The organism is Sporosarcina sp. FSL K6-3457 (genome assembly GCF_038007285.1).
GTDB lineage: Bacteria > Bacillota > Bacilli > Bacillales_A > Planococcaceae > Sporosarcina.
The window spans coordinates 1,337,183-1,363,586 of the sequence record NZ_JBBOWX010000001.1; the positions used below are offsets into that span (position 1 = coordinate 1,337,183).

24 protein-coding genes are annotated in these 26,404 nt (G+C 40.2%); 19 read left to right on the plus strand and 5 right to left on the minus strand.

Annotation, left to right across the window (positions count from 1 at the left end; translation table 11 throughout):
- Nucleotides 1-161: 161 nt before the first annotated feature.
- The 5 genes from helD to N1I80_RS06545 all read left to right on the plus strand — a co-directional run bounded on the left by helD (nt 162) and on the right by N1I80_RS06545 (nt 5,295).
- Nucleotides 162-2,369, plus strand: coding sequence for an RNA polymerase recycling motor HelD (gene helD, locus N1I80_RS06525; RefSeq protein WP_340737092.1), 2,208 nt, complete (start codon nt 162-164; stop codon nt 2,367-2,369).
- A gap of 249 nt (nt 2,370-2,618) precedes the next feature.
- Entirely contained in the window at nt 2,619-2,984 is a 366-nt protein-coding gene (locus N1I80_RS06530) for an XRE family transcriptional regulator (RefSeq protein ID WP_340737093.1), read from the plus strand.
- An 18-nt stretch (nt 2,985-3,002) separates the two neighbouring features.
- On the plus strand, nt 3,003-3,779 hold the full coding sequence (locus tag N1I80_RS06535; protein ID WP_340737094.1) for an ImmA/IrrE family metallo-endopeptidase: 777 nt from the start codon (nt 3,003-3,005) through the stop codon (nt 3,777-3,779).
- Nucleotides 3,760-4,602: a hypothetical protein gene (locus tag N1I80_RS06540; protein ID WP_340737095.1), complete on the plus strand. Its 843-nt coding sequence runs from the start codon at nt 3,760-3,762 to the stop codon at nt 4,600-4,602. Before N1I80_RS06535 ends, N1I80_RS06540 begins: the two co-directional genes overlap by 20 nt.
- A gap of 216 nt (nt 4,603-4,818) precedes the next feature.
- On the plus strand, nt 4,819-5,295 hold the full coding sequence (locus N1I80_RS06545; protein ID WP_340737096.1) for a GNAT family N-acetyltransferase: 477 nt from the start codon (nt 4,819-4,821) through the stop codon (nt 5,293-5,295).
- A 31-nt stretch (nt 5,296-5,326) separates the two neighbouring features.
- On the opposite strand, the gene N1I80_RS06550 is transcribed toward N1I80_RS06545, so the two are convergent.
- Entirely contained in the window at nt 5,327-5,977 is a 651-nt protein-coding gene (locus N1I80_RS06550; RefSeq protein ID WP_340737097.1) for a CPBP family intramembrane glutamic endopeptidase, read from the minus strand.
- A 300-nt stretch (nt 5,978-6,277) separates the two neighbouring features.
- Nucleotides 6,278-6,649, minus strand: a complete 372-nt coding sequence (locus N1I80_RS06555; protein ID WP_340737098.1) for a hypothetical protein — start codon at nt 6,647-6,649, stop codon at nt 6,278-6,280.
- Nucleotides 6,650-6,982: 333 nt separating this feature from the next.
- Here N1I80_RS06555 and N1I80_RS06560 point away from each other — a divergent pair, with 333 nt between their 5' ends.
- On the plus strand, nt 6,983-10,117 hold the full coding sequence (locus tag N1I80_RS06560) for a DEAD/DEAH box helicase (RefSeq protein ID WP_340739981.1): 3,135 nt from the start codon (nt 6,983-6,985) through the stop codon (nt 10,115-10,117).
- Between the two features lie 125 nt (nt 10,118-10,242).
- On the opposite strand, the gene N1I80_RS06565 is transcribed toward N1I80_RS06560, so the two are convergent.
- Complete coding sequence (locus N1I80_RS06565) at nt 10,243-11,232, minus strand: nuclease-related domain-containing protein (protein WP_340739982.1); 990 nt, start codon at nt 11,230-11,232, stop codon at nt 10,243-10,245.
- Between the two features lie 391 nt (nt 11,233-11,623).
- Between N1I80_RS06565 and N1I80_RS06570 the strand changes: the two genes are divergently transcribed.
- From N1I80_RS06570 to N1I80_RS06615, 10 genes are all read left to right on the plus strand, one after another.
- Nucleotides 11,624-12,310: a Crp/Fnr family transcriptional regulator gene (locus tag N1I80_RS06570; protein ID WP_340737099.1), complete on the plus strand. Its 687-nt coding sequence runs from the start codon at nt 11,624-11,626 to the stop codon at nt 12,308-12,310.
- 386 nt (nt 12,311-12,696) lie between these two features.
- Nucleotides 12,697-12,846, plus strand: coding sequence for a cytochrome C oxidase subunit II (locus tag N1I80_RS06575; protein ID WP_340737100.1), 150 nt, complete (start codon nt 12,697-12,699; stop codon nt 12,844-12,846).
- Between the two features lie 13 nt (nt 12,847-12,859).
- Nucleotides 12,860-13,327 carry a cytochrome c oxidase subunit II gene (locus N1I80_RS06580; RefSeq protein ID WP_340737101.1) on the plus strand — a complete coding sequence of 156 codons (468 nt, stop codon included), beginning with the start codon at nt 12,860-12,862 and terminating at the stop codon, nt 13,325-13,327.
- Between the two features lie 13 nt (nt 13,328-13,340).
- Nucleotides 13,341-15,014, plus strand: a complete 1,674-nt coding sequence (locus N1I80_RS06585) for a cbb3-type cytochrome c oxidase subunit I (protein WP_340737102.1) — start codon at nt 13,341-13,343, stop codon at nt 15,012-15,014.
- 75 nt (nt 15,015-15,089) lie between these two features.
- Nucleotides 15,090-15,725: an SCO family protein gene (locus tag N1I80_RS06590; protein WP_340737103.1), complete on the plus strand. Its 636-nt coding sequence runs from the start codon at nt 15,090-15,092 to the stop codon at nt 15,723-15,725.
- Nucleotides 15,726-15,728: 3 nt separating this feature from the next.
- Entirely contained in the window at nt 15,729-16,289 is a 561-nt protein-coding gene (locus tag N1I80_RS06595) for a hypothetical protein (RefSeq protein WP_340737104.1), read from the plus strand.
- Nucleotides 16,290-16,599: 310 nt separating this feature from the next.
- Nucleotides 16,600-18,060: an IS1182 family transposase gene (locus tag N1I80_RS06600; RefSeq protein ID WP_340737105.1), complete on the plus strand. Its 1,461-nt coding sequence runs from the start codon at nt 16,600-16,602 to the stop codon at nt 18,058-18,060.
- Between the two features lie 257 nt (nt 18,061-18,317).
- Nucleotides 18,318-19,115 (plus strand): basic amino acid ABC transporter substrate-binding protein, encoded by a 798-nt coding sequence (locus N1I80_RS06605; RefSeq protein ID WP_340737106.1) that lies wholly within the window; start codon nt 18,318-18,320, stop codon nt 19,113-19,115.
- 40 nt (nt 19,116-19,155) lie between these two features.
- A complete protein-coding gene (locus N1I80_RS06610) occupies nt 19,156-19,878 on the plus strand; it encodes an amino acid ABC transporter permease (RefSeq protein WP_340737107.1) in 723 nt (240 codons plus the stop codon).
- Between the two features lie 17 nt (nt 19,879-19,895).
- The gene (locus tag N1I80_RS06615; protein WP_340737108.1) at nt 19,896-20,618 is read left to right on the plus strand and encodes an amino acid ABC transporter ATP-binding protein; all 723 of its coding nucleotides are present in this window, start codon (nt 19,896-19,898) and stop codon (nt 20,616-20,618) included.
- A 65-nt stretch (nt 20,619-20,683) separates the two neighbouring features.
- On the opposite strand, the gene cynS is transcribed toward N1I80_RS06615, so the two are convergent.
- Together cynS and thpR are read right to left on the minus strand one after the other, a co-directional pair.
- Nucleotides 20,684-21,136, minus strand: coding sequence for a cyanase (cynS, locus tag N1I80_RS06620; RefSeq protein ID WP_340737109.1), 453 nt, complete (start codon nt 21,134-21,136; stop codon nt 20,684-20,686).
- Between the two features lie 136 nt (nt 21,137-21,272).
- Nucleotides 21,273-21,815, minus strand: coding sequence for an RNA 2',3'-cyclic phosphodiesterase (gene thpR / locus N1I80_RS06625; RefSeq protein ID WP_340737110.1), 543 nt, complete (start codon nt 21,813-21,815; stop codon nt 21,273-21,275).
- Between the two features lie 233 nt (nt 21,816-22,048).
- Between thpR and N1I80_RS06630 the strand changes: the two genes are divergently transcribed.
- From N1I80_RS06630 to N1I80_RS06640, 3 genes are all read left to right on the plus strand, one after another.
- A complete protein-coding gene (locus N1I80_RS06630) occupies nt 22,049-23,137 on the plus strand; it encodes a branched-chain amino acid aminotransferase (RefSeq protein ID WP_340737111.1) in 1,089 nt (362 codons plus the stop codon).
- Nucleotides 23,138-23,240: 103 nt separating this feature from the next.
- On the plus strand, nt 23,241-25,322 hold the full coding sequence (locus N1I80_RS06635) for a catalase (RefSeq protein WP_445683638.1): 2,082 nt from the start codon (nt 23,241-23,243) through the stop codon (nt 25,320-25,322).
- 233 nt (nt 25,323-25,555) lie between these two features.
- On the plus strand, nt 25,556-26,362 hold the full coding sequence (locus N1I80_RS06640; protein WP_340737113.1) for an HAD family hydrolase: 807 nt from the start codon (nt 25,556-25,558) through the stop codon (nt 26,360-26,362).
- The last annotated feature ends 42 nt before the right edge of the window (nt 26,363-26,404 follow it).

Consider the following 26,404-nt stretch of genomic DNA (forward strand, 5'->3'; position numbering starts at 1 on the left):
TCTGTGGTCTTAATGAAATAATCGGGGAAAACAGAATCATTCTACTATTATAGTTGCTACTATCCAGACTGAATGGTAAGATTCAATTCTGTCTAAAAAACCCCAACATCTTCTATCTAGTAACGCAGGACGCAAAATACGATAAATGGAGGGCTTGCCTCATGCAGCAACATCCTGATTTTGAGTTTGAATTAGAGCGCCTTGACTACACGAAACACTACATGCAGCAACTATTAGCGGAATCACGACGTGACGTAAAATCCTCTCAAGATGAAATTCGTAAATCGATGGCGGACTTGGAGTATTTGGACTCCAGTTTGAGTTACATTAATATTTTAACAAATGCCCGTTTTTTTGAAATGGCTCGTTCTCAAAAAGAAGGGCTAGAAGCGATTCAGATGAAGCCTTATTTTGCCCGAATTCATTTTCAAAAGGAGGATGAGGAGGCGGAATTGCTTTATATCGGCAAGACGTCTTTATTCCACCGGGAAACGCAGGAGCCGATTATTGTTGACTGGCGCTCACCTGTTGCGAATGTCTATTACGATGGTAGACTTGGCGATCTTACCTACCAGGTGCGGGAGGATGAGTTCGAAGGACATCTTTATTCTAAGCGACAATATCGAATTGAAGATGGAGAGCTGCTGGATATTCGAGATATTGATCTGACAACGAATGATGAGTTACTTCAAGAAGCCTTAGCCGGTAAAGCAGACACGCGTTTAACTGAAATCGTGTCGACCATTCAGGCTGAACAAAATGCTATTATTCGGGCTAATTTGAAGCAACCGATCATTGTGCAGGGGGCGGCGGGCAGTGGGAAGACGACGATTGCACTGCATCGTATTTCGTATTTTTTATATACGATGGGTGAACATTTCCCAGCCAATAAATTGATGATTTTAGCACCGAGTAAATTGTTTATGGACTATATTGCGGACGTATTGCCGGAGTTAGGTGTAGGTCAGATTTGTCAGACGACCTACGCGGAATATGTTTTGAATGCAACAGGTTTGAAACTGAAATTGACTGATCCTGATGCGAAGCTGGCGCAGTTAGCACAATCAGCTACTTTAGATGAAGACAAGCTTTTTGTGACGCGGGTTAAAGGGACGCTGGACTATCGGGAAATTCTGCAGCGCTATGTGATTAAATTGGAACAAGATATGGCGGAGCTATTTGAAGATGTCTTCATTGAAAAATATCGAATTATGAAAGCTTCGCAATTGAAGAAGCCATTTTTGCAAGATTTTTCCTATATGCCTGTTGAAAAAAGGCTGGAGCGTATTAAAATCATTGTGCAAAGCGATGTGAAGCGCAAGCATAAAAAATTGCTTGCTACTTTAACGACCAAGTACGAGGAAGCGCTTGATAAAGCATTATATGGTATTCGGGATGATGAACGACGAAAAGCCAAGCTAACGAGAATTTTAGACGAACGTGACGAACGAATGCCAGCCATTGAAAAAGAAGGCAAGTCGACGGCGTCTATCTATATGCGTAGGTTTAAAAAGTTCAATGTCAAGAAAGTTTATCGAGAATGGTTGACGAACGAACAGCTCCAAACAGCACTTGCCAGTCACTGGTCTGATCAGGAAAGAACTGCTTTTGGGAAGGCGCATCAGAAAGAAGCATGGGAAATCGAGGATTTAGCCGCCATTTATTATTTACAGGCCAAGCTCAAGGGCATTGCAGATGACTGGAAAATGCGAGTGGTCTTCATTGATGAAGTGCAGGATTACAGCGAGTTTCAGTTGGCGGCACTACAAGACGGACTGGAGACGGATATGTTTACGATGGTTGGCGATTTGGCGCAAGGAATTCATAGCTACCGAGCGTTGACGTCTTGGGAGCCAATCAAAGAAATGTTTCCAAGAGCAACCTATACAACACTTCAAAAAAGCTATCGAACGACAATAGAAATAATGGACTTAGCCAATCAGGTGCTTGCCCAAATGGATGAGGATCTGCCACTAGTAGAGCCGGTTGTTCGTCATGGGAGAGAGCCAGATTTTTACGACATGCCGGTGTTTGATGAACATAAAATTGCTGAAATTTATAATGAAATCACTGGACGTGGTCATAAATCAGTAGCGTTGATTTGTAAAACGACAGCAGAAGCTACAAGAATTCATGCCAAACTACGAGACTTCAATACGGCGGTGCAATTATTAGGCGAACAATCTGATATGAGTGGGGCGTGCTTGTTGATTGTTCCGAGTCATCTGGCAAAAGGATTGGAATTCGATGCAGTACTTGTTGTCGCGGTGGATGAGCCATTCCGAGATCATCCGATTGATCGAAAGCTGTTATATGTGGCGATGACAAGACCGATGCATGAATTGCATATGGTGGGTGTGAATGTGTGAATTTTTTAGGGGTATTGCATCAGAGCTTATGAAACAGTAGTACTGATTCACAGAATTGGATTGGAGAAAAATATTTGTGTAAATAAAAGCTATTTTCCTTTGGTATAGGGAAAATAGCTTTTTATTGTTGATGCGTTTAACATCCTAGTCGTTCATTTTTTTACAAATTGTAAAAATAATTGTTTTAACAAGGATATAGGGTATAATATATATATAAGTTACTATAATATACACAAAGGGGTTGTAAAAATGAGTGCTTTTATAAGGAAGGAACAAATTGCAGAGCATTTAGCTCTATTTATCCGTTTAAGAGGCTATTCGAAATCATCCTTCGCAAAGAAGGTTAATCTCTCACGACCAACAATCAATCAAATTTTAATTGGAAACAGTCCAAACGAAACAATATTCAACAAACAAATAAAGGAAATTGAATTGGCTTTTCAATTACCAGCAGGCTATTTTTTAGCAACACCCCAAATTGAATCATCTATGTGGCCCTCCCCATCATTACAGTTTTCCGATCATTTGCAAGATGAACGTGAAAGTAAAAATGTTCAAGCACAGCTGTTAGATGAATTAGAAGATCTATTGGACATAGCTTCGCTATATCTGTAATTGAAAGGGAGAGTAAAATTGCGCATTACACAAGAAAACCTGGACGATATTATCATACGAAATCAACAAATTAAAGATGAAATTAAGCGGTTGATTGTATATGTAGATACAACTTTTAAAGAGATACGAATCCAATCAGCTGAAAAACAAGCATTACAAATTTTACGCCAACATTATTTTATCCAAATTCCGATTGAAGATCAGGATTTCGGTGGAGCTATTAAAGTCTTACCAAATGGTAAGAAGCTATTTATCATTAATACTGCGCAGCCGCGAGTGTATCAGTATTTTATTTATTGGCATGAGATTTATCACTTATTAGAAAACGGTACAGATTCACATATCATTACATTAGACTTTGATATGAAAGAGCGAAAAGCGGATTATTTTGCAGCACAAATGCTTTTGGGGAGTGACCTGTATCGTTATTTTATGAATTTATCCAAGCCTAATGACTTTATTGAAAAAGTTATGTTTTGCATTGATATGTTTAAAGCACCTTTCAAGGCTATTCTTATTCAATTGTACGAATCGGCAATTGCTGAAGGAAATACGTCATTAAGAAAAGAAATTCAAACACATTTTGATAGGCGTTTTTCACAAGATGAAATGGAGTCTTATTTTAATCGATTAAATCTAGATCTTTCATTAATTCAGCCTAGTAAAATTTTGGATATGGATATTATGGTGAAAGCCATTAAAGAAAAAAGCGACAATTACCCTGAAGTAAATATGTATAAAGAGCACCTAGAGAAAATTGAAAGATTTATAGCCAATGTGGCAAAATCAAAATAATGGGATGCAAGAGTTTTTAACTTTTCTTCAGGGGAAAAGTCAATTGAAACTATGTATTATCGATAATAATAACCTTCAATTTTGCGAACAAAATAAAAACGAGTTAACACCAGGAAATATTTTTTCTTATTATGATGCTGTGCTAATCCCAGAATGGGTAGCGAATGAAGTAATCCATTCAGAGCCGCGAAAAGCCTATATTGAAGCAATTTTGGTTCCTTTATTTATCTTGAAAGAGAAGGATTATTTGTCGTTAATTGATTATCATGACATTTCACTCATGTATTTATTCTGCCATGCTTCAATGCCAGGAAGGACTCCTTTTAAATATTTAAAGAAAAAGCTTTCTTTAATAGAAAAGCAGCAAGAGGATATTGCGGATGATTGGATTACTGCGTATTATCAGGATGGCTTTGAGATAGTTAACCATTCAAAGAAGAACGCTGGTGAAAATTCTATTTTGGTTTTGGCTGTATTACTAGTACACTACCTGAAAACTAGATTATCTCAAGTAACAATCTGTTCAAATGACATCGAAGTTAGGGATATTAAAACTCGAATAGTAGATTATGTTATGGGTAGTCCATATTTTGGTAATCCGGCAAGAAATAATATGACATTTCTAAGTACAGATTTGATTTTGCAAAATGAACTAAAAAAAGGGAATATCCAATTAGTCGACATTCAAAGTATACGCACAAATCAACGTCGATTATTCGGTTTTATTCGCAAAGGGGATAGTACAACAGAAGAGATTGATCGTATTGTTGATACGCCAGAATTTCTTTCTCTTTTAGCAGAAGAACTAACCATTCATTTTTAAGTTTGGGTGACTGGCACTTTACTTATCCTTCCCAGAAGGCCTTACGCAATAAGCCATCAGAAGAGCGCTAGGGAGGGATTGAACTGCATCCCTCCTTGGTCTTATTACTTCGGCTCACACTTGTCGCACCTTCGCTAAATTTGTTTGTTTTACTAGTAAGGAATGCCACCTAGTTAATTCTAAATAAGCTATATATTGATAGGAAGAGGTGTTTAGTTGGAGCGGTTAGTTATTCAGAAGGCAACTCTCAAGGATGCAACATTAATCCATTCAATACAATTGAAAGCATTTAAGCCATTGTTAGATAAGTATCATGACTTTGACACGAGTCCTGCAAATGAAACGATGCAACGGACGAAAGATCGCTTACAACAAAAACAAACGGATTATTATCTCATTGTCTACGACAAGATTACAGTTGGTGCGATACGAATTGTCAGAAAAGATAATCGACGATATCGGGTTTCTCCGATTTTCATTCTACCTGAACATCAAGGAAAAGGAATTGCATCAGCAACCATGCAAGTAACTGAGAGCTTGTATGAAGACGCTGTGATTTGGGAACTAGATACGATTTTAGAAGAACAAAAACTGTGTGGGTTGTACGAAAAGCTGGGGTATTGCAAGACGGGGAAAGTCACAAAAATGAATGAGCGAATGACTATTGTATTTTATGAGAAAAAGCTAGTATGAGCGTTGATAAGCTTATACTAGCTTTTCTATACTACAAAATATAACTCAAGTACACCAACATAATTCCTAAGTCAGCAAGGATATGGCTGACAATTGGAGCCGTGATAGAATTTAATTTGTATCTGAAATAGCCCCACAAGAGACCTGCTAAAAACACGGGAATGACAGCGATGAAATTGAATGGAAATGTGAAGATGAAAATGAGTGATACTAAGTGATAAAGACTATAAAAAAATGATGTAATGATAACTGTTTTTGCTATACTAACTTTACTTTCAAGGCGCTTGTGCATAAATTCTCTCCAGTATAGCTCTTCTAAAAAAGGGTTGATGAAAATGAGAACGAGGACTAGCCAAATGACTTTATCTCCTGTGAAATTCCAATCCATTAATAACTGACGCAGTGCAGCAAGGTCGAATACAGTATCTTTTAGTACTGTCACTGCACCATAAATGGCTAGTAAAGAAATAACTCCACTTATTAGGCCAACTACAATAGATTGGCGACTGAATTGGTTTTTCAGATTAAATTTTTGTTGTTTATTCCTAATTGAGCTGAAGAGTGGAACGAATAGTAGCCAGCTGTAAAAGAGTGCAAAAGTAATGAGGACACTTTTGCAGATGATTAAACCTATGAAAATCATGATTGTGGGTCCTACTAATAAGAGTGTTAGTTTTTTCATAGATCCTCCATTTGCTTGATTATTCAAAATGGTGTTAGAAATATTTTCCTATTGTTAACTATAATAGTAGAGGAAAATAGAGATTAAAACAAGCCGACTGCATAGTGCAAACGACTTGTTTTCGTAAACAGTAGAGAGAAAAAAATAAAGATGAAGAAATAGGATTATTCCTTTTATTGAAATTGACAATATTTATTATGTTTGAAGAACACAAAATTATTAGATTCACCTGTGAAGCTCCTACTATTTTCGACAGCAACATAAAAAGCCTACGCCTAAACGTAAGCTTTTACAATCCAACTATTGAATATACTTCCGTATTTCATCTACATGCTCAATGGTAAAAACATTCGTTAATAAAACTTGTAACGTTGGTAAATCGGCATTCGTCAGTCCTTCTTTGACTTCTTTTGGCAATGCGCCTAATTTATTTGTTAACTGTAGAACAGCTATTTGGGATAAGGCCAGTTGTTGCCCTTGTACTAATCCTTGCTCTAATCCCTGCTCTAATCCTTCCGCTACGCCCCGCGATTTTCCTTCTTCCATCCATTTCTCAGCTAATGTCATGGCAAGTCCACTTCCTTTCGGGTGATTCGTTTCAATTTCCAGTTTGATTTTATCTACTTGTTCCTCTGTTAAGTTTTTAGCAGCACTGAAAATATAACGCAACATCGTTGTTAAATAGCCCATGCTTGTTATGTATTAGTATACAGCGGCGACGGTAGAGATGCCAATGATGCAGAGGATTTTTATAGGTACAAGAAATAGAACAGTTATTGGCAATGTTATCATTTGGATTGTATACTATATAGTAAGAAAATGAACATGCTTAAATTTCAAAGGGTTGACCAAGCTCGCAAATATATATAATAAAATATCCAATCAGAAAAGCCTACATTCAAAGTAGGCTTTTTCCTTGGGCCATATAAATAAATTGGTGCTAGAACAGATTTCGTCCATGTGGAGTCGTGCGATGAAAACTTAGAAAGGAGGTCGGACGTCTTGATCACCCCCAAAAAAATCCTAGACATATGCGGAAACAGTTCATTTAAAAGAGGCGAAGCCTTTCATCGTTCGGGGAAGGTGACGATTGAACAGTATACCGGCACGCATTGCCAAGCGACTGTGGCGGGAACGGAAAGCTTTTATGTCACGATTGACGATGATGGGGAAGATGGTATTCGTACGGAATGCAGTTGTCCATCGCTTCCTTTCTATCCGCATAAATGCCAGCATGTCGCTGCGGTCATGCATGCCATTATTGGATTTGATGAGCCCACGATAACTGACGGACTACTTTCCCTTTTCAATGAAAAGCCTCTGCGATCAACTGGGCATCAGCTTCACTTTGAAGACCGGGAAGTACTTGATCTACTGTTCACGTGGATGCCTGTCGCCGTTAAGGGCGGACATATGCTTGGCATCGAAATTCAAATCGGCTTAGTTCCTGTGCAGCATATCCGGAGATTTTTGAGAGAGATAAATGAAAGAAAATCTGCTGCCCTTTCGTCAACTTTTATGTTTGATTCGAACCGCCATTGTTTTCTGCGCGAAGCGGATGCTGTTCTTCAACAGCTCATTCGGATGAACCAGGAGGATAAGGTGTACATAATCGACCAGACCATTAGTCCGCAAACGTTACTTATCCCGCCTACATCATGGGAAGTCCTACTGCCGTTTTTGAACAGTGCACCTTTAGTAAGGTTGGGGCACGATGGCAAGTGCATGTCCGGATTGCCTCTTTCAAATGAAACATTGCCGGTACAATTCCGTTTTGACAGACTGGAAGGCAAGGGTCATTATTTAGAAATTAACGGATTGGCCCAGCTTCTTATCCTCCAGGATTATCATTCTGTCCTCTGCAATGGGCAATTGTTTCAACTGGACAATGAGGATTGCAAGCGTCTCACGGATCTCAAGCAGATGGTCGAAACCTCAGGAGCCCGTCAACTGCCGATTTCTAATGAACAAATTGGCTTTTTCATAGAAAAGGTTGTCCCAGGATTGCGCAGGATTGGTGAAGTTCAGCTAGCTGAAACAGTTTTGGACAAACTGGTGAAATCTCCGCTGCAGGCCATGCTGTACATCGATCGGGTAAATAATCGCCTGCTTGCAAGCCTAGAATTTCATTATGAGCATCTCGTCATTAATCCTTTAACAGAAGGGGATTTGCCGACAGGTTCGGTACTCGTTCGTGACTTAGAAAAAGAAGAAAATATCCTGGCGTTCATGAAAGAAAGTTCGTTTACGGAATACGATGAAGGGTATTTATTGCATAATGAAGAACTAGAGTATGAATTTCTACAGCATATCCTTCCGAAATTGCAAAAGCTCGTGAAGGTATATGCGACGACAGCGATTAAGAATCGGATTTTCAGAGGACATGCTCATCCACGGATTCGTGTAAAATCACCGGAAGAGCGCACAAACTGGCTCGAATTCAAATTTGAATTGGACGGTATACCAGATAAGCAAATACGTGAAGTGCTTGAAGCATTGGAGGAAAAGCGGAAATATTATCGTTTGCGAGATGGGACCCTTCTTTCATTAGAAACAAAGGAATTTGAAGAAATTCAACGTTTTTTGGATGAAGTTCCTGAAGGGCTGGATGACTTGGAAAAAGGTTTGTCCGTTCCGATGGGGCGTGGAATCCGCTTCCTTGCGGGTGCCGATGAGGATGGAATGTTCTCTATAGAAGCATCGGCGCGCCAGTTTTTTGAACATCTCCTGAATCCTGATAGCACGGGAATTGAAGTTCCGTGGCAATTGGCAACGGTTCTTCGCGATTATCAAAAACAGGGCTATCAGTGGATGAAAACCCTGGCATCCCATAACTTAGGGGGTGTACTGGCGGATGATATGGGACTTGGCAAAACATTGCAGAGCATTGCATTCATATTGTCCGTGCTCCCCGAAATTCGTGAGACAAAACGGCGTGTTTTAATTGTTTGTCCTTCTTCTTTAACGTATAACTGGCTAAGTGAATTCCAGAAATTCACACCTGATATAAATGCAATTGTCATGGATGGGCCAAAAAAGGTGAGGACAAAACAGCGGACTGAACTGGAAGGTACAGATGTTGTGATTACCTCCTATCCACTCATTCGCCAGGATATTCAATGGTTTGAGAAACAAGATTTCCTAACAATCTTTTTTGACGAGGCGCAGGCATTCAAAAATCCGTTTACGCAAACAGCACGTGCAGTGAAAAAATTGCAGGCTGACAATCGTTTTGCGCTGACGGGCACCCCTGTTGAAAATTCAGTGGAAGAGCTATGGTCCATCTTTCACGTTGTATTTCCCGAACTATTCATGGGGTTACGTGAGTATAGTGAACTCACACCGAAAGCAATAGCCCGTCGAATTCGACCATTTTTACTACGGAGGCTGAAAGAAGATGTCCTCGCGGAGTTGCCAGGAAAAATCGAGTCAATGGAGACAGCAGAGTTGCTTCCCGAACAGAAGGAGCTCTATGCCGCCTATTTGGCAAAGCTACGTCACGATACGTTAAAGCATTTGGATAAGAACACGCTCCAAAAGAATAAAATTCAAATACTTGCTGGACTGACCCGATTGCGACAAATTTGTTGTCACCCCGCATTGTTTGTGGATGGCTATCAAGGAGGTTCGGCAAAGTTTGAGCAGTTGAAACAGCTAATTGAGGAATCGAAGCTCGCAGGCAGAAGGGTATTGATCTTCTCGCAATTTACAAAAATGCTTGGCATTATCGGTAAGGAGTTAGCGGTGAACGGGACCCCATTTTTCTATTTGGATGGCCAAACTCCTTCAGAAGATCGACTGGACATATGCAATCGATTTAACGCAGGAGAACGTGACTTATTTTTGATTTCATTGAAAGCGGGCGGAGCTGGTCTCAATTTGACGGGGGCTGACACGGTTATCCTGTACGATCTTTGGTGGAATCCAGCAGTGGAAGAACAGGCCGCGGACCGTGCCCACCGCATGGGGCAAAAACGGGTTGTCCATGTCATCAAACTAGTTGCGCGAGGAACGATTGAGGATAAAATGAATGAATTGCAGGACAAGAAAAGAGATTTGATTGAAGAAATCATTGATCCGAAAGATAAGGCGAGCACATTGTTAACTGATGATGATATTCGAGAGTTGTTGGAAATATAAATAAAACCGCTTCAAGTTGAAGCGGTTTTATTGAAAAATTTCACTAAAAAGACTGCTCAACAAACACTACTGGAAACTTATCGATCATTTGCAACGAGTTATCGATCAATTCAGCGGAGTTATTGTCATTTTGGGACCTTTGACTCGACTAGTTCCCACAGATCTCTAATTACTTTAAGATTCGCCACATAGAATCTTCCTCTTTTTTCACCTATGCTAGGAATCTCTAGTTGACCTAAAATCCGTTTAGCTTTTTGTTGGTTATCTAGCTGTAGAAAGTGCCGACATTCTTTATTGGAAATACGGTAATCTATCAACATGAAGTATTCTACTAAAGCTTGGACATGAGCATGCGGATCAACATTACCGCATTGTTGGCAACCCCATCCATTGTAAATCGAGTGCATTCCATGCAAACCACATTGAATACAGTGGACTCCTGTAAGCAATTCAGATGGATGAATGCTATATCTATGCGTAAGTGGAAATGGATCATACTCCTGATGGGTAATTATAAGTTTTTTCGCAATGTCTTTCAATTGAAGAAAATCGATAGTTGGATGATGTGAGCTGAGTTTCCGAAGATAAATAGGAATCTCAAGGGGGAAAAGGAGAGTCAAGTTCTTACGAGAATTTTCGAATTGCTGCTGTGGCCTGGGGAAAACCACTGCTTGATAAATGGGTATAGATATCTGATGTGCATGAAACCAATCTTCTAACATCATTTTATTGCACTCTAGCTGGATTGATGGACATTCAAAAGAGTCAACTTGTCCGTTTTCCAAGGTTCGCATAATTTGATTATATTCATCGGGGAAACTGATTCGACCTGCAATATTTTTCATTTCTAGGATGGCCGCACCTTGTTTAAAGAGAAAAAGTGTATCAATTTGAAATTTGCCAGTGGATTGTAGATTCAAATCATGAAAGATGTAATGCTCAAAAGGGAATTGATACTTCTGAAAAATATCTGCTAGTATTCTTTCACCATTGTCACCTGCACGGTTCTTTCTTAGTGCATTCCCTATATCCGCATAACGTGGGTGATTCTCTGGCAGCCTTCGCAGCAATGCTTCTAGTCCGATTGCCTTTAAAGAACTTGTTTTTTCCTTCATAATCAATTAACATCGCCTCCATTAAAATATTGTAACATTATGCCTTTTATTTTACTACAAGAGTCTGATAACTTGACGTGATTATAGTTGGGGTGGAATATCGATCGCTTTGAAGGAGTTATTGATCAATTATCGCCAGTTATCAATCAATTCAAAGTAGTTATCAATCATTTGCCAATAGTTATCAATCAATTCAACAGAGTTATCGTCATTTAAGGACTTTCGACTTACTAAACTTCGACTGCGGCACGTTGAAAGCGATGTTTCATTCCAACATCAGAATATAACTTCAAATTTCATAAAATAGAAAGATGTCAGTACATAAATGAACGTGCTGTGTGATAAGATGTATATGTAATATACATTAAGTATTTCTAAGGAGTGTATTTCTTTGGAACAGTTAAAAGAGACGATTAGAAAGTTTAGAATTTTTAAAGACTTATGCGATAAAGAAGTTGAGCCGTTCCTGGAAATCATAAAAAAGAAGAAATTTGACGATAAAAGCATGGTCTTCATGCATGATAATCCAATTACTCATGTGTATTTCGTCGGTGCTGGGAAAGTGAAAGTGTTCAGAAATGATATCGCGGGGAAAGAACAAATTGTTTGTGTCAAGCAGCCTGGGGATATGTTTCCGCATGTTGGTTTTTTCCGTAAAGGCGATTATCCTGCACATGCGCAAGTCATTGAGGATACAGAGCTTTATTTTATTTCGATTCAAGATTTTGAAGAGGTGCTAATGGCGAATCCACATTTGGCGATTAAATTATTCAGTGTATTGGGCGACCAGATTGTAGATGTTCAGCAACGGCTTGAGGAAATGGCGCTACGTAGTACGAATGAAAGAATCCTATTGCTTCTTTTACGTCTAAGTGAGACGCATAAAGAGGAGCAGGTTGATGGTTGGATTAAACTAAATACAAAATTTACAAATTCAGACCTTGCTAATATGATTGGAACGACGAGGGAGTCCGTCAATCGTATGATTTCACATTTGAGAAAAGAACAAGGGATTAAGTTAGTGGAAGGCAGTTACTTTATTTATCCTGAAAAGGTACAAGAGGAACTATCGATGTAATTTCGAAGGGAGGCAAACACAGCTTCCTATTGGTTTAAGTTTAAAAGCTATCTCCATTTGATTTGCATTCATATGCAAATCAAATGGAGATAGCTTTTTCTAATTGAGAATGGAGATAAGAGATTTAGTCGGAAAATGGTTATGTTCGATAAGTTGTCACTATTTCAATAGACTAAGAAATCTCTTGGAATTTCAACTTCGAAAACGCTGTAAAATACGGTACCTATAGGCTTTAAGATGGTTTCGTGATTTGTGGAAACATGTTTGACTAGTGACGGGAATATGAGCCTCTTATGAGATTTATGTAGGCTGTGATTTTAATCACAACAGTGAGAAAATTTATCAACTAGAGTGGAGATAAGGAAAAACACAGGAGGTGAAGTTGGATGGGAGCTCAAAAAGTGAACATCGAAGATAAGGAAAAGCATGAACAAGAACATTCACTAAAGGGAACAGTATTTTCCGTAGGTGTTGTAGGGGCAGTTATTCTCGCAATGTGGGTTTTGCTATTCGTATTATACATGGGAAGAGTATAGGGAGGGAAAAGACATGAAAATGCACCGTTATGAAGAATTATGGCTCATCATAAGTGGCGGCATGTTGGTTATCTTCATGTTAATCACGGGATATCAAACATTCGCACTAGGCATGGGACCACCGAGTCATAAAGAAACACTGGATCCACAAAAGGTTGACCAAACCGCACCATTTGATAACCCAGGTGTTTACGATCGGGGCGACAATGAGTATGAAGTCATTATGACGTTACAAACATTTGGCTTTACACCAAGCAATATCGAAGTACCTGCGGGTGCAAATGTAACATTTACAATGACTTCAAAAGATGTTGTTCACGGATTCCAAGTAGTGGGCACCAACTTGAATGCGATGGTTATGCCAGGATACATTCAAAAAATTACACAGAAATTTGATAAGCCTGGTGAATATTTAGTGTTATGTAATGAGTACTGCGGAATTGGTCACCAGATGATGAGTACAACAATTACGGTGAAATAAAGGAGGGATAAAAATGGCAACAGCACAGTCTCTGAAACAAAAAACGAATAAGATATTGGGCGTTAACACGCAGGATGCGAAGTTATCGAAATCATATATGTTTGTAGCATTTATAGCATTATTAATAGGTGGATTTTTAGGGTTGGCACAAGGTCTGGAACGCGCAGGTCTTATCCAATTACCATCATGGTTTACCTATTATCAAGTGCTAACGGCACACGGAGTGCTACTCGTTCTTGTATTAACAGCGTTTTTCACAATCGGTTACTTTTATGCGGGGCTTTCCCATACGCTAGGCGGACTTCTACCGAAAGTGAGGACGATGGGCTGGATCGGCTTTTGGATGAAAATTGTAGGGTTCGTCATCGCAGTTATTCCGATTCTGCTGAATAAAGCAACAGTGCTCTATACATTTTACCCACCAATGGCAGCTTCACCATTCTTCTATATTGGATTAGCTTTCATTGTATTGGGTGTCTGGGTATGTGCATTTGGAGCATTTATTAACGTAGCGACTTGGAGAAAGCAGAATCCAGGACAAAGTATTCCAATTCTGGCATTCTTCGCAACAGGTGTATTTGTACTATTATTCTTTGGTAGTATCGGTGTCACAATTGAAGTTGTTATGCTGATTTTCTGGTCAGCTGGCTTACTTGAAACCATCAATGTCATGGTCAGCCGCACACTGTTTTGGGCTTTCGGCCATACGCTAGTTAATATTTGGTATCTAACAGCTGTATCTGCTTGGTATGTCATTGTACCGAAAATAATTGGCGGTAGACGCTTTAGTGATACGTTAACACGTGTCGTCGTCATTCTCTTAGTCATCACAAACATCCCGGGTGGATTCCACCACCAAATTGTGGACCCAGGAATGGCAGAAACATTGAAATTCTTACACGTCTTTATGAGTTTATCAATCGGTTTACCATCTCTTATGACTGCGTTCGCGATGTTCTCAGTATTTGAACGCACAGGTAGAAGAAAAGGTGGTAAAGGACTACTTGGTTGGTATAAAAAATTGCCGTGGGGAGATGTTCGCTTCCTAGCACCGATGATCGCGATGATTGCTTTCATCCCAGCAGGAGCGGGTGGTATTGCGCAAACGACGAACCAATTGAACCAAGTTGTTCACAATACATTATGGGTAGTTGGACACTTCCACTTAACAGTAGGTACATCCGTTATTCTCACATTCTTCGGAATTAGTTATTGGCTAGTCCCTTACTTATCCAAACGGGTGCTAACACCGGCGATGAATAAATTAGGGGTTATCCAAACGATTATTTGGACGGCAGGTATGCTGTTCATGTCCGGTTCTATGCACTGGGTTGGCCTACTAGGCTCACCACGTCGTACATCTTATACAACATACGGTGATAACGCAACGGCACTTGGTTGGGATCCATATATGATCCTACTCGCTGTCGGTGGAACACTACTCATCATCGGTGTTGTGCTCCAAGTATATGCGGTCTTCAATATGATGTTCCTAGCACCAAAAGGCGTAACAGAATTCCCAATTGCTGAGCCAGAGGAAAACGAAACAAAAACACCACTTTGGACAGATCGTTGGGGACTATGGATTATCATTATGCTGTTAGTCGTATCTATGGGCTATGTCGTTCCGTTAGTAGACTTAATTGTAAATGCACCACCAGGTTCGCCGCCAATTAAAACTTGGTAACGGACTAAACGGAGAGATAGCCTGTATCAAAGGTTATCTCTTTTCGTTTATTAAACCCCGAGGAAGTGATTGATTATGAACAACAAGCGATATAATGCATTAGCAACAATCCTCGTTCTAGTTTTTGGCTTTGTCTTATTTTATGTAGGAACAGATCAATTCAGTGCGTTTACTGCGGAAACGGCGCGAGTGAACAAGTTAGTGGAGGAAAAACCACAATTTCCTGATGTTACATTTGAGGATAGTGAAGGGCGAACTTATTCAATTGATGAATTTAAAGGGAAATATGTTTTCATTACATTTATTTATTCAATGTGCACAACGGTTTGTATTGATATGGAAATGAACATGGATCAGGTATATGAGTTAATCCCAGAAAAGTATATGGGGAAAGATATCCAATTTTTAAGTATTAGTTTTGATCCTGAACGGGATGACCCGGAAAGATTGGATGCTTACAAAAATATCTTTACGAACAGTGATGGGGAACTATGGAGAATGGCGAGAATTGAAAACCAGGCGGAGCTGGATTTTTTACTGGATGAGTTTGGCGTCATCGTTATTCCAGATGAGTATGGAAATTTCGCGCATAATTCAGCGTTTTATGTAGTAGATAGACAGGGGACTTTAGTGGAGGTTTTGGATTATAAGAAGATTGAAGAAGCAGCAAATACAGTCATCAGCATTCTCGATGAAGAAGCGGGTGTGTAGATTATGAAACAGTTTATGTATGGATTAGTTTTCTATATTTTTTTAGTTCTTCCGCCTGTCGCAAATGTGATGGAATCGATTATGATTATCCATATGCACATGCAAATGCCTTTGTTAGTCGTCACGGGATTTTTAATGGCGAAGTTTTTTCAGCAAAAGTTCCCCGGTTTCTTTGATAAATGGAATGGCAATGGCGTGCCTGGAATCGTGTTGTTCTCAATTATTTGGCTATATTGGATGATGCCACGAACAATGGATGAGGCATTGACTGTACAGAATGTCGAGTTATTTAAGTTCATCAGTCTACCATTTTTAGCGGGTATCCCGTTACGTGATAGTTGGAAAAAAATCAGCCTGTTGCTTAAAAAAATCTTTTTTATTAGCTTTACTGTGCTTTTTTTAGGGATGGGCATGCTGTATATTATGGCACCTATTCAATTATGTAATAACTATTTACTGATTGAGCAAATCATACTTGGTTGGGGCTTTTTAACGACCTCCTTCGTCATGATTATTTACTTATTCTACTTTCGGTTCACAGATCAATCACCCCAAGAACTATAATGTCGATGAAAAGCTGGTTGCATAATGGAGGCCGCTGAAAAAGTCCTCAATTAAAATTGTGACTGAAAGTTTCCATTGAAACCGCTTCGGCGCTTGCGGATGCCTCCCGCCATAAGCCAAGCAGAAAACCGCTGCCAGTCTTATGGCTTCGGCTACCGCTGTAAGGCGCCCTCGCTGGTTCTGCTTACGCATTTTACTAAGTTACTAAAAAGTAATGAAGACAACGAAAGCGAGCCATTCCACGATCTAATCGAGGAATGGCTCGTTTTATTGTTGTATAATGAAGAGACTAATTCTAGGCGGTGTCCCGATGATTTCAAACCAAGAAACGTTAAACCTCAGCCCATATATGGCGATTTACGATATCGTAGTGCCCAAAGATAATCAGCTCCGTCAAATCAATGACCTTGTTGACTTTTCTTTCGTATACGATGAATTAAAAAATAAATATTGTCTCGATAACGGCCGCAATGCAGTGTCGCCGATTCGGATGTTCAAATATTTATTGCTTAAATCAATCTTTGACCTATCTGATATTGATGTCGTAGAACGTTCTAAATACGATATGTCGTTTAAATATTTTCTTGATATGGCACCAGAAGATCCGGTGATTGACCCTAGTTCCTTAACGAAGTTCCGCAGACTTCGTCTTCAGGATGTAGGCTTATTAGATTTGCTGATTCAAAAGACGGTAGAAATCGCATTGGACAAGAAATTAATCACTAGTAAAACCATCATCGTGGACGCTACACATACTAAATCACGTTATAATCAACTGTCACCGAAAGAGTTTTTGACGGTCAATTCGAAAAATGTACGTAAAGCCGTCTATAAAATCGATGAATCTATGAAAGAGAAATTCCCAGCTAAACCAATTTCTAACGAAGTGAAAGATGAATTGGCTTATTGTAAAGAAGTCATTGTAGTGATTGAAAAAGAAGCCCATCTTATCAATATTCCAGCGGTCAGAGAGAAGTTAAATGTATTGAAGGAAGTTGTAGAAGACTACACGGAACAGCTTGAGTATTCGGCGGATCCAGATGCGCGTGTTGGTCATAAAACAGAAGATTCCTCTTTCTTTGGCTATAAAACGCATATTGCGATAAGTGACGAACGACTGATTACGGCTGCGATTGTGACAACTGGTGAACAAAGTGATGGGAAATATCTACAAGAGTTAATTGAGAAAAGCCAAGAAACCGGTATGGAAATTGAAACGGTGATTGGGGATACCGCGTACTCTGAAAAAGATAATATTCGTTATGCGAAGAAAAATGAGCTTGAACTCGTATCGAAATTAAATCCCCAAATCACGCATGGTGCACGCGCAAAAGAAGATGAATTTGAGTTTAATAAAGATGCAGGAATGTATGTGTGTAAAGCTGGTCATATGGCGATTCGGAAAGCGCGTATAGGAAAGAAGAATGTAGGGAAAAATCAAAGTCAAACCTATTATTTTGATATCAATAAATGTAAAACTTGTCCGCTTCGCGAAGGTTGTTATAGGGATGGCGCGAAAAGTAAAACCTATTCTGTTACGATTAAATCGACTGAACATAAAGATCAAGAAGCGTTCCAAAACAGCGAAAAATTTAAAGAGAAGGCAAAGTCTCGCTATAAAATTGAAGCGAAGAATAGTGAATTGAAACATAGACACGGGTATGATGTAGCCACATCCGCGGGTCTATTTGGTATGCAGATACAAGGAGCGATGGCTATATTTGCGGTCAACCTCAAACGGATTAGGACGCTAATGAAGGAATCAGAGTAAGGAATACGAAAGGAAAAGACGTTATTTCGTTCAATTTCGAACGAAATAGCGTCTTTTTAAATTTAAGCTCACTTATGGGATTTAAAAACGTAAGTTTTTCAGCGGCCTCGCATAATGCAGCCAGCTTTTTGCAATCTAATTTTCTATTGAATAGGTCGTTCTACTCGTATATAATAATGAATAACTATCTGTAATATTCAGATAATTTTAATTAATCAAAGAGACATCGTAATAACATTATGCGAGGGGGAATTATTGTGAAGAAGACAGGGCGTTTCTTGTTATTCGGAGTTCTTTTAGTTAGTTTAAGTGTTGCATTGTTTGGGTGTGGAACAAAGAATTCAGGTTCTTCATCGGATGGAGGAGGAGATGTTGAAGGTGTTCGCAAGCTGACTGTTGGAACTGATGCTACTTATGCACCGATGGAATCAATGGACGAGAAAGGCAATATTGTCGGGATTGACATTGATATTGTGAAAGCGATTGCAGAAGCGGCTGGCTTCGAAGTAGAGTTTAAAAACGTAGGATGGGAGCCACTATTTCCAGCAGTAGATAATGGAGAAGTAGACTTTGCTGTTTCTTCCATTACGATTACGGAAGACCGTCAGAAAACGTATGACTTCTCAGATCCATATTTTAGCGCAAACCAACTCATTCTAGCTCCAGAAGATTCTTCAGTAGAAAGTTTTGAAGATTTGAAGGATAAGCGTGTAGCTGTTCAAATTAATACAACAGGCCATATTGTCACAAGAGGGCTACTAGGGGATACGAGTTCTAAAATTGTAGCAGCGGAAACAATGCCATTGGCGATTACTGAAATGATTAACGGCAACGCGGATGCTGCCGTTGGGGATAATGCCGTTATTATCGACTACAAAGCCAACAATCCGAAAGTGCAAGTGAAAACAATTGAAGATGCAAGTTTCGAAAAAGAGTATTATGGCTTAATGGTCAAAAAAGGGAACACTGAAATTGTTGATTTGTTAAATGAAGGCATTCAAATCATTAAAGACAACGGGAAATTGAAAGAAATCACTGGCTTTGATTTAGAGTAAGTAGCTCTCTACATCAAGCTATGATAGGGGAGTGATGGATTTGGATTTCTTAGATATACGCTGGGATATGTGGGAAATGATTTGGAATTATCGCGTACTGTTTCTGCGTGGAATTGGTGTTACAGTAGCGCTTACCATTATTGGCTATCTTGGGGGAATCGTCTTAGGTTTGTTCATAGGGATGGGGAAGTTGTCCAAAAGAAAATGGATTTACTACCCTTGTAAATACTATGTGGACTTTTTCCGTGGGACACCATTGTTAGTGCAGATTTTATTAATTCATTCGGCTATCATTCCAGGGATTTTTGGCCATTCACTGGGTCCTATTGTGTCGGGGGCAGTTGCACTGGTGTTAAATAGTGCCGCTTATAATGCAGAAATTATCCGTGCTGGTATTCAGTCGATTGAAAAAGGTCAAACGGAGGCTGCAAGGTCGCTTGGAATGACAAAACAGATAGCGATGAAAAGTATTATTTTACCGCAAGCTTTTCGCCGAATGGTTCCACCACTGGGTAATGAGTTAATTGCCCTCATGAAAGATTCATCACTAGTGACGGTTATCGCTGTAAATGATATATTATATGCGGGTAAAGTTGTAGCAGGAGCTGCCCAGAGATTTTGGGAGCCATATCTTATGGCTGCGATTCTTTACCTATGCTTAACCTTTATTTTAGGAAAGCTAATTTCATATGTGGAGAAACGTTTTAGTAATAGCTATGTTCCCACAAAAAGAAAGAACTTATTCTCATCACGGCGTTCTTAAAGTAGGAAGGTGAATATATGATTAAGGTCCAAGGGTTAGTGAAATCATTTGGTAAGTTGGAAGTGTTAAAGGGCATTGATTATGAAGTGAAGGAAAAGGAAATTATTTGTGTCATTGGACCAAGTGGTTCAGGAAAAAGTACTTTTTTACGATGCATTAATTTGCTGGAAGATATTACGGCCGGGGAAGTTTTTATTGATGGTGTGAAGGTCAATGATCCCAAAACGGATATTAATGCTATTCGTAAAGAAGTAGGAATGGTATTTCAGCAGTTTAACCTGTTTCCCCATATGCGCGTCATTGATAATATCACGATTGCTCCGAAAAAAATTAGGAAAATGGCTGCTGCGGATGCTGAGAAGCTGGCGCATCAATTGTTGGAGAAGGTTGGACTTGCGGATAAAGCGAATGTCTATCCCGAGCAATTATCAGGCGGCCAAATGCAGCGGGTTGCGATTGCTAGGGCATTGGCCATGCAGCCAAAGATAATGCTGTTTGACGAGCCAACATCGGCACTTGATCCGGAGATGGTGAATGAAGTGTTAGATGTAATGAAGCAGTTGGCGCATGAAGGCATGACAATGGTTGTTGTGACGCATGAAATGGGCTTTGCCAAAGAGATGGGTGACCGCGTGTTATTCATGGACGGTGGTTATTTAGTTGAAGATGGGACACCTGATCAGGTGTTCAATGCGCCGAAAAATGAGCGGACGAGGGCATTTTTGAGTAAGGTGTTGTAAATAAAAAAGCAAAGCCATTTCAGGTTGAACTGAAATGGCTTTGCTTTTTTAGGTTGTGAAGCTACTCACCATTTTTTATAAGGTAAGAACTTACCGTTCAATGTAACAACGACACGATCGCCTGCAGGGTCTTCTTTTTTATCGATATCCATTGTAAAGTCGATGGCGCTCATAATACCATCGCCAAATTTTTCGTGAATGACACCTTTAATAGTTGTACCGTACACTTGCAAAATTTCATGGAAGCGATAGAGCAACGGGTCGACTGGAACACTTTCATCCAATGAACCTTTTAATGGTATTTGTTGCAGTGAAGTTGAAATGGATGCATCTAATTCTAATAAGTTTACTAATTTATCGGCTTCTTCAGCACTCATCGTTGCTTGTCCCATAATTGCGGAGGCTGTCCAAACTGGGTGGCGCCCAACAGTTGCTGCAATCGCATCAAACGTTAATCCTTTATCCCTTTTTGCTAGTAAAATCGCTTCTGTTGCCATTTCTTTTGAAATATTCGTCATGGAAATTCGCTCCTTTAGTAGTAGAGGATTTGTTACTATTAGTTTACCATTTTGATAATTGAGGAAGCCATTAATTAGTGGATAAATGAGTGTTTTAAATATAGGTTTAAGGCGGAATTGTGTCTTGCTTAACTTGTTAACTGAGTTCAAACGTTTCAATCGCTTCATACTTTGGAGACTGATCCGGATGCACAGCAAAAAGTGAAAATGACTCGACTGACACTTCAATTGGCGGGATCTTCTCCTTTTGAATAGCAAGCTCATCTGTCGTCTTGCGTTTTTTAGCGATTGTCACATGGGGAATGAAGCGTTCTGAAATGGGCCGGTCCAATTGCTTGGCAATGGTGTGTTCAATCTCTCTTTGTAATGAAGATAATGCTTTTGATTCCCCTATTGATAAATAGACTACGCGTGGTCCAGCAGAGCTGCCGAAATAAGACAGACCATCTGCGTGCATGGAAAATGTCGAATGACGAGCAGCAATCTTCAAAAGCTCCGTTTTGAGCAGTGGCAGCAGCTCGCTTGGGACAGCGCCTAAATAGAGCAAAGTCACATGTAAATCCTCCAGATGTGGGATTATTTTATAAGTTGTCTCCAGTTGGTATTTCTGTTTAAACATTTCAATCGGATCTTTGAAAGTGGATGGAATGTTAATTCCAATGAAATAATGCTGCTGCATAAAGATTCCTCCTTAACCAGCAGGAACTTCTGCTGGTTCAAGTTAAAATAAATTTAAGGATAGGATAGCATATTGTTCAATATGTTGATATAATCTATATTATTAGAAAATGAATTCCGCAAATCGCAATTAGGAGGGAATATCATTTAAGCCATCTAATTGTGCTTATCTTGGTATTCCTTTTTAAGTACCAATTGATCGGAATAAAAATAGGAAAAGGGAGATGCAACATCATGGGGAAACACAAAATCAATATTACATTAACGGAAACGAAAAAACAAAAACCATTATCCGATCAATTGGAATTTGGAAGAGTATTTACAGATCATATGTTTATTGCGGATTATACAGAGGGGCAAGGGTGGGGGGGACATCGAATTGTTCCTTACGCACCGATTGCATTAGATCCTGCGGCTACTGTTTTTCACTACGGTCAATCTGTCTTTGAAGGTATGAAAGCTTATATTGGTGAGGATGGCAAAGTGCTTTTGTTCCGTCCAGTGGAAAATATGCGCCGTATGAATCAATCATGTGATCGCTTATGTATGCCGCAATTTACGGAACAAAGTGCAATCGAAGCACTGGAAGAACTGTTGGTGATCGATAAAGAATGGATTCCGACAGCTGAGGGTACATCACTATACATACGTCCATACATGATTGCAACTGAACCGTATTTAGGTGTGGCACCTGCAAGAAAATATCAATTCATCATTATTCTATCCCCAGTTGGATCGTATTATAAAGAAGGCATCCACCCGGTTAAAATTTTGGTTGAAGATGATTATGTGCGTGCGGTTGCAGGCGGAACAGGGATGGCAAAAACGGCTGGCAACTATGCTGCTGGTTTACGAGCGCAGGAAATTGCTGATCGCAAAGGTTATTCACAAGTACTTTGGTTGGATGGTGTGGAACGGAAATACATCGAAGAGGTGGGCAGTATGAATGCCTTCTTTAAGATTAACGGCGAAGTCATTACACCAATCCTGAATGGCAGTATTTTAGAAGGGATTACACGAAAGTCCATCATCCAATTATTGAAGCATTGGAATATTCCTGTCGTCGAACGTAAAATATCAGTTGAAGAAATTTATGAGGCGCATCGAGCAGGTACATTGGAAGAAGCTTTCGGAACGGGAACAGCGGCTGTTGTGTCTCCGATTGGTGAACTCAATTGGCGTGATGAAAAACTAGTCGTCAATAACGGTGATATCGGTAGTTTATCGGAGAAATTATATAACGAGTTAACAGGTATTCAATATGGTAAAATAGCAGATCCATTTGACTGGGTTGTTGAAGTAACTGAAACAGCTAAAGCTTAATAAGCAGTGAGCGGTAAGGGTAGCCCATTAGGGAGCTACCCTTTTGTTGTGCCAGCGGTTGGATGAAATGCATATAGTAATGATGCATTGATAGATAGGCAAAGTGGAAGGGGATTGCGTGGACAAATCATCAGAAAATACCCGACAGATTGTCGCTGGAAACAGTAAGGATCGGCAATTGGAACAGTATCGCGTGGATAACTTCGGTACGAAGATGACAACCAATCAGGCTTTGAAGGTTTCGAATGATGAGGAGTCGTTAAAAGCGGGGGTTCGCGGTCCGACGTTAATGGAGGATTTTCATTTCCGGGAAAAGGTGACGCATTTTGACCATGAACGGATTCCAGAAAGAGTTGTCCATGCGAGAGGCTACGCGGCACACGGGGAATTTGAATTGTATAAGTCTATGAAGGAATTTACAGCAGCGGGATTTTTACAGGAGCCTGGAACGATTACGCCGGTATTTACGAGGTTCTCCAATGTGGTAGGAAGCTCGGGTTCGGCCGATACTGTACGAGATGTCAAAGGGTTCGCGGTGAAGTTTTATACAGAGCAAGGAAATTATGATCTTGTGGGGAATAATATCCCGGTGTTTTTCATCCAAGATGGGCTAAAGTTTCCAGATTTGATTCATGCGATTAAGCCTGAGCCGCATAATGAAATTCCGCAGGCTTCCTCTGCGCATGATACGTTTTGGGATTTCGTGGCAAATAATCAGGAATCAGCTAATATGGTTATGTGGCAAATGTCTGACAGGGCGATTGCGAAAAATTTCCGCATGATGGAAGGGTTCGGTGTCCATACTTTTCGTTTCGTCAATGCACAAGGGGTCTCTAGATTTGTGAAGTTTCACTGGAAGCCTTTGCTTGGTGTCCATTCTCTTGTGTGGGATGAAGCGCAAAAAATCTCGGGCAAGGATCCTGACTACCAACGCCGGGATTTATGGGAATCCATTGAACATGGCAATTTTCCGGAGTATGAGTTGGGCGTCCAGATGATTAATGAGGAAGATGAATTCATGTTTGATTTTGATATTTTGGATGCAACGAAACTATGGCCAGAAGAGATTGTCCCTGTTCAAATATTTGGTAAGATGACGCTGAATCGCAATGTAGATAATGTTTTTGCAGAGACAGAGCAAGTAGCTTTTCATCCGGGGAATGTAGTGCCGGGCATTGATTTTACGAATGATCCGTTGCTACAGGGGAGATTGTTCTCTTATTTGGATACGCAGCTCATTCGACTTGGCGGACCGAATTTCACGGAGATTCCAATTAACCGCCCTGTTTGTCCATTTCATAACAATCAGCGCAATGGGTATAGTCGGCAAACGATTAATGTTGGGCAAATCAGCTATCATAAAAATTCACTGGCGGATAATACACCGTCGACTTCTACTGCGCAAGAGGGCGGTTTCGTTCATTATGCGGAAAAGGTAGAGGGCCGTGTTATTCAGGCGCGGAGTGAGTCGTTTAAGGATTTCTTTTCGCAGGCAAGGCTTTTCTGGAATAGTATGTCGCTTTGGGAGAAGCAGCATATTATTGATGCTTTTATCTTCGAAGTGGGTCATGTGAATAGTAGGAGTGTTCGTCAACAAGTGGTCGATATGTTTTCACATGTGGATCGGGAGATGGCTACGCTGATTGCAGAAGGCGTTGGCGTAAATCCGCCAACTGGTGAACAGTCGAGGGTCACGGCGTCATCACCGGCGTTAAGTCAGGCCAATACGATACGGCTTCCACAAACATTGAGGGTTGGTGTATTAATTGGTAATGATTTCAACGGAGCTGAAGTGAAGGCGGCTGTGAGAACGTTTCGAAACTATGGGGTCACCGTTGATATTGTTGGTGAAAAGCTAGGAGTTTTGCGAGGTACAGATGGACTCAAAGTAATGACGAATGCCACGTTTTTGACGACGGACCCTGTGTTGTTTGATGCGTTGTATGTTGTGGGGGGAACAGCGTCGAATCAAGCGAAGTTTAATTATAATATCGAGTACTTTATTGATGAGGCGTTCAAGCATTTCAAGCCGATTGGATTTGCGACAACAGGTTTGCCGTTTTTTGAAGCGTCGAATGCGAAGGCGGGACCGGGGATAGTGTTTGCGACTGATAATCCTGATTTTGATCAGGAGTTTGTGGGTGCGATTGCCCAGCAACGATTTTGGAGTAGGGAGGTTTATTAGGGAGGAAGGCAGTTCAATTCCTCTCTAATAAAGCCTCCGGCGGATGTCACGGATTTTTTAGGGGAGTTTTTCGAGCTCGCTCGAAAAAAATCCGGACACAATCACGCCTGGCGTGATTGATTATGATGAAATGCCGCTCCGAGTAGGTATTTGGGGCGGTGTTTCTTTATCTCGCTAAAGAGTCTGAAAATGATGTATACTGGATTGTATATGAAAAAAGGAGATGGCTATTTGTGATAACGACACTTATTTTTGATTTAGATGATACTTTGTTATGGGATAAAAAAAGTGTGGCGACTGCGTTTCGCAAGACGTGTGAGCGGGCGGCGCAGGTACATGATGTGGATCCGGCGAAACTTGAAGAGGCTGTTCGATTGGAAGCACGAGAGCTTTACGCTACATATGAAACGTATGCACATACGCAAATGATTGGCATTAATCCATTCGAGGGGCTTTGGGGCACGTTCGATGATGCAGGGGAATCCTTTCAGAAAATGAAGGAGATTGTACCGGGTTATCGCCGCGAAGCGTGGACGAAGGGCTTGCAACGACTTGGGATTGAAGATGTTGAGTTAGGTAGTGAACTGGCTGAATTATTCCCAGAGGAGAGAAAGAAGCATCCTTTCTTATATGAGGAAACTTTTAGCGTGCTAGACAAGCTGAAGGGGGCATATAAGCTTGCTTTGTTAACGAATGGTTCACCGAGTTTGCAACAGACGAAACTTGAGATTACACCTGAAATAGCTCCTTATTTTGATCATATTATTATTTCGGGGGCATTTGGCAAAGGAAAGCCAGACGTATCGATTTTCCATCATGTACTGGAAACTTGTGGGGTCACAACAGATGAAGCGTTGATGGTGGGCGATAATTTGATGACGGATATTTTAGGTGCGTCACGCGTGGGCATGCGTTCGGTTTGGATTAATCGTGAAGGGATGGAGTTGGCAGAGGGTAGTACGCCGACTAATGAGATAGATAATCTGGAGAAATTGTTCCCAATATTAGAGTCGTTAACGAAGGAAGAGGCCATCCGATAAGGAGGCTTCTTTTCTTTTGAATGAAAAATCGGTGAATTTTCG

Excerpts from the sequence above, each read along its gene's own strand:
- N1I80_RS06595 (WP_340737104.1), top strand. The coding sequence starts at position 15,729 with ATGAAACAGTTTATGTATGGATTAGTTTTCTATATTTTTTTAGTTCTT.
- thpR (WP_340737110.1), bottom strand. The coding sequence starts at position 21,815 with ATGCAGCAGCATTATTTCATTGGAATTAACATTCCATCCACTTTCAAA.
- N1I80_RS06585 (WP_340737102.1), top strand. The coding sequence starts at position 13,341 with ATGGCAACAGCACAGTCTCTGAAACAAAAAACGAATAAGATATTGGGC.
- N1I80_RS06600 (WP_340737105.1), top strand. The coding sequence starts at position 16,600 with ATGATTTCAAACCAAGAAACGTTAAACCTCAGCCCATATATGGCGATT.
- N1I80_RS06565 (WP_340739982.1), bottom strand. The coding sequence starts at position 11,232 with ATGAAGGAAAAAACAAGTTCTTTAAAGGCAATCGGACTAGAAGCATTG.
- N1I80_RS06575 (WP_340737100.1), top strand. The coding sequence starts at position 12,697 with ATGGGAGCTCAAAAAGTGAACATCGAAGATAAGGAAAAGCATGAACAA.
- helD (WP_340737092.1), top strand. The coding sequence starts at position 162 with ATGCAGCAACATCCTGATTTTGAGTTTGAATTAGAGCGCCTTGACTAC.
- N1I80_RS06555 (WP_340737098.1), bottom strand. The coding sequence starts at position 6,649 with ATGTTGCGTTATATTTTCAGTGCTGCTAAAAACTTAACAGAGGAACAA.
- cynS (WP_340737109.1), bottom strand. The coding sequence starts at position 21,136 with ATGACGAATATTTCAAAAGAAATGGCAACAGAAGCGATTTTACTAGCA.
- N1I80_RS06580 (WP_340737101.1), top strand. The coding sequence starts at position 12,860 with ATGAAAATGCACCGTTATGAAGAATTATGGCTCATCATAAGTGGCGGC.
- N1I80_RS06615 (WP_340737108.1), top strand. The coding sequence starts at position 19,896 with ATGATTAAGGTCCAAGGGTTAGTGAAATCATTTGGTAAGTTGGAAGTG.
- N1I80_RS06630 (WP_340737111.1), top strand. The coding sequence starts at position 22,049 with ATGGGGAAACACAAAATCAATATTACATTAACGGAAACGAAAAAACAA.
- N1I80_RS06550 (WP_340737097.1), bottom strand. The coding sequence starts at position 5,977 with ATGAAAAAACTAACACTCTTATTAGTAGGACCCACAATCATGATTTTC.
- N1I80_RS06530 (WP_340737093.1), top strand. The coding sequence starts at position 2,619 with ATGAGTGCTTTTATAAGGAAGGAACAAATTGCAGAGCATTTAGCTCTA.
- N1I80_RS06590 (WP_340737103.1), top strand. The coding sequence starts at position 15,090 with ATGAACAACAAGCGATATAATGCATTAGCAACAATCCTCGTTCTAGTT.
- N1I80_RS06540 (WP_340737095.1), top strand. The coding sequence starts at position 3,760 with ATGTGGCAAAATCAAAATAATGGGATGCAAGAGTTTTTAACTTTTCTT.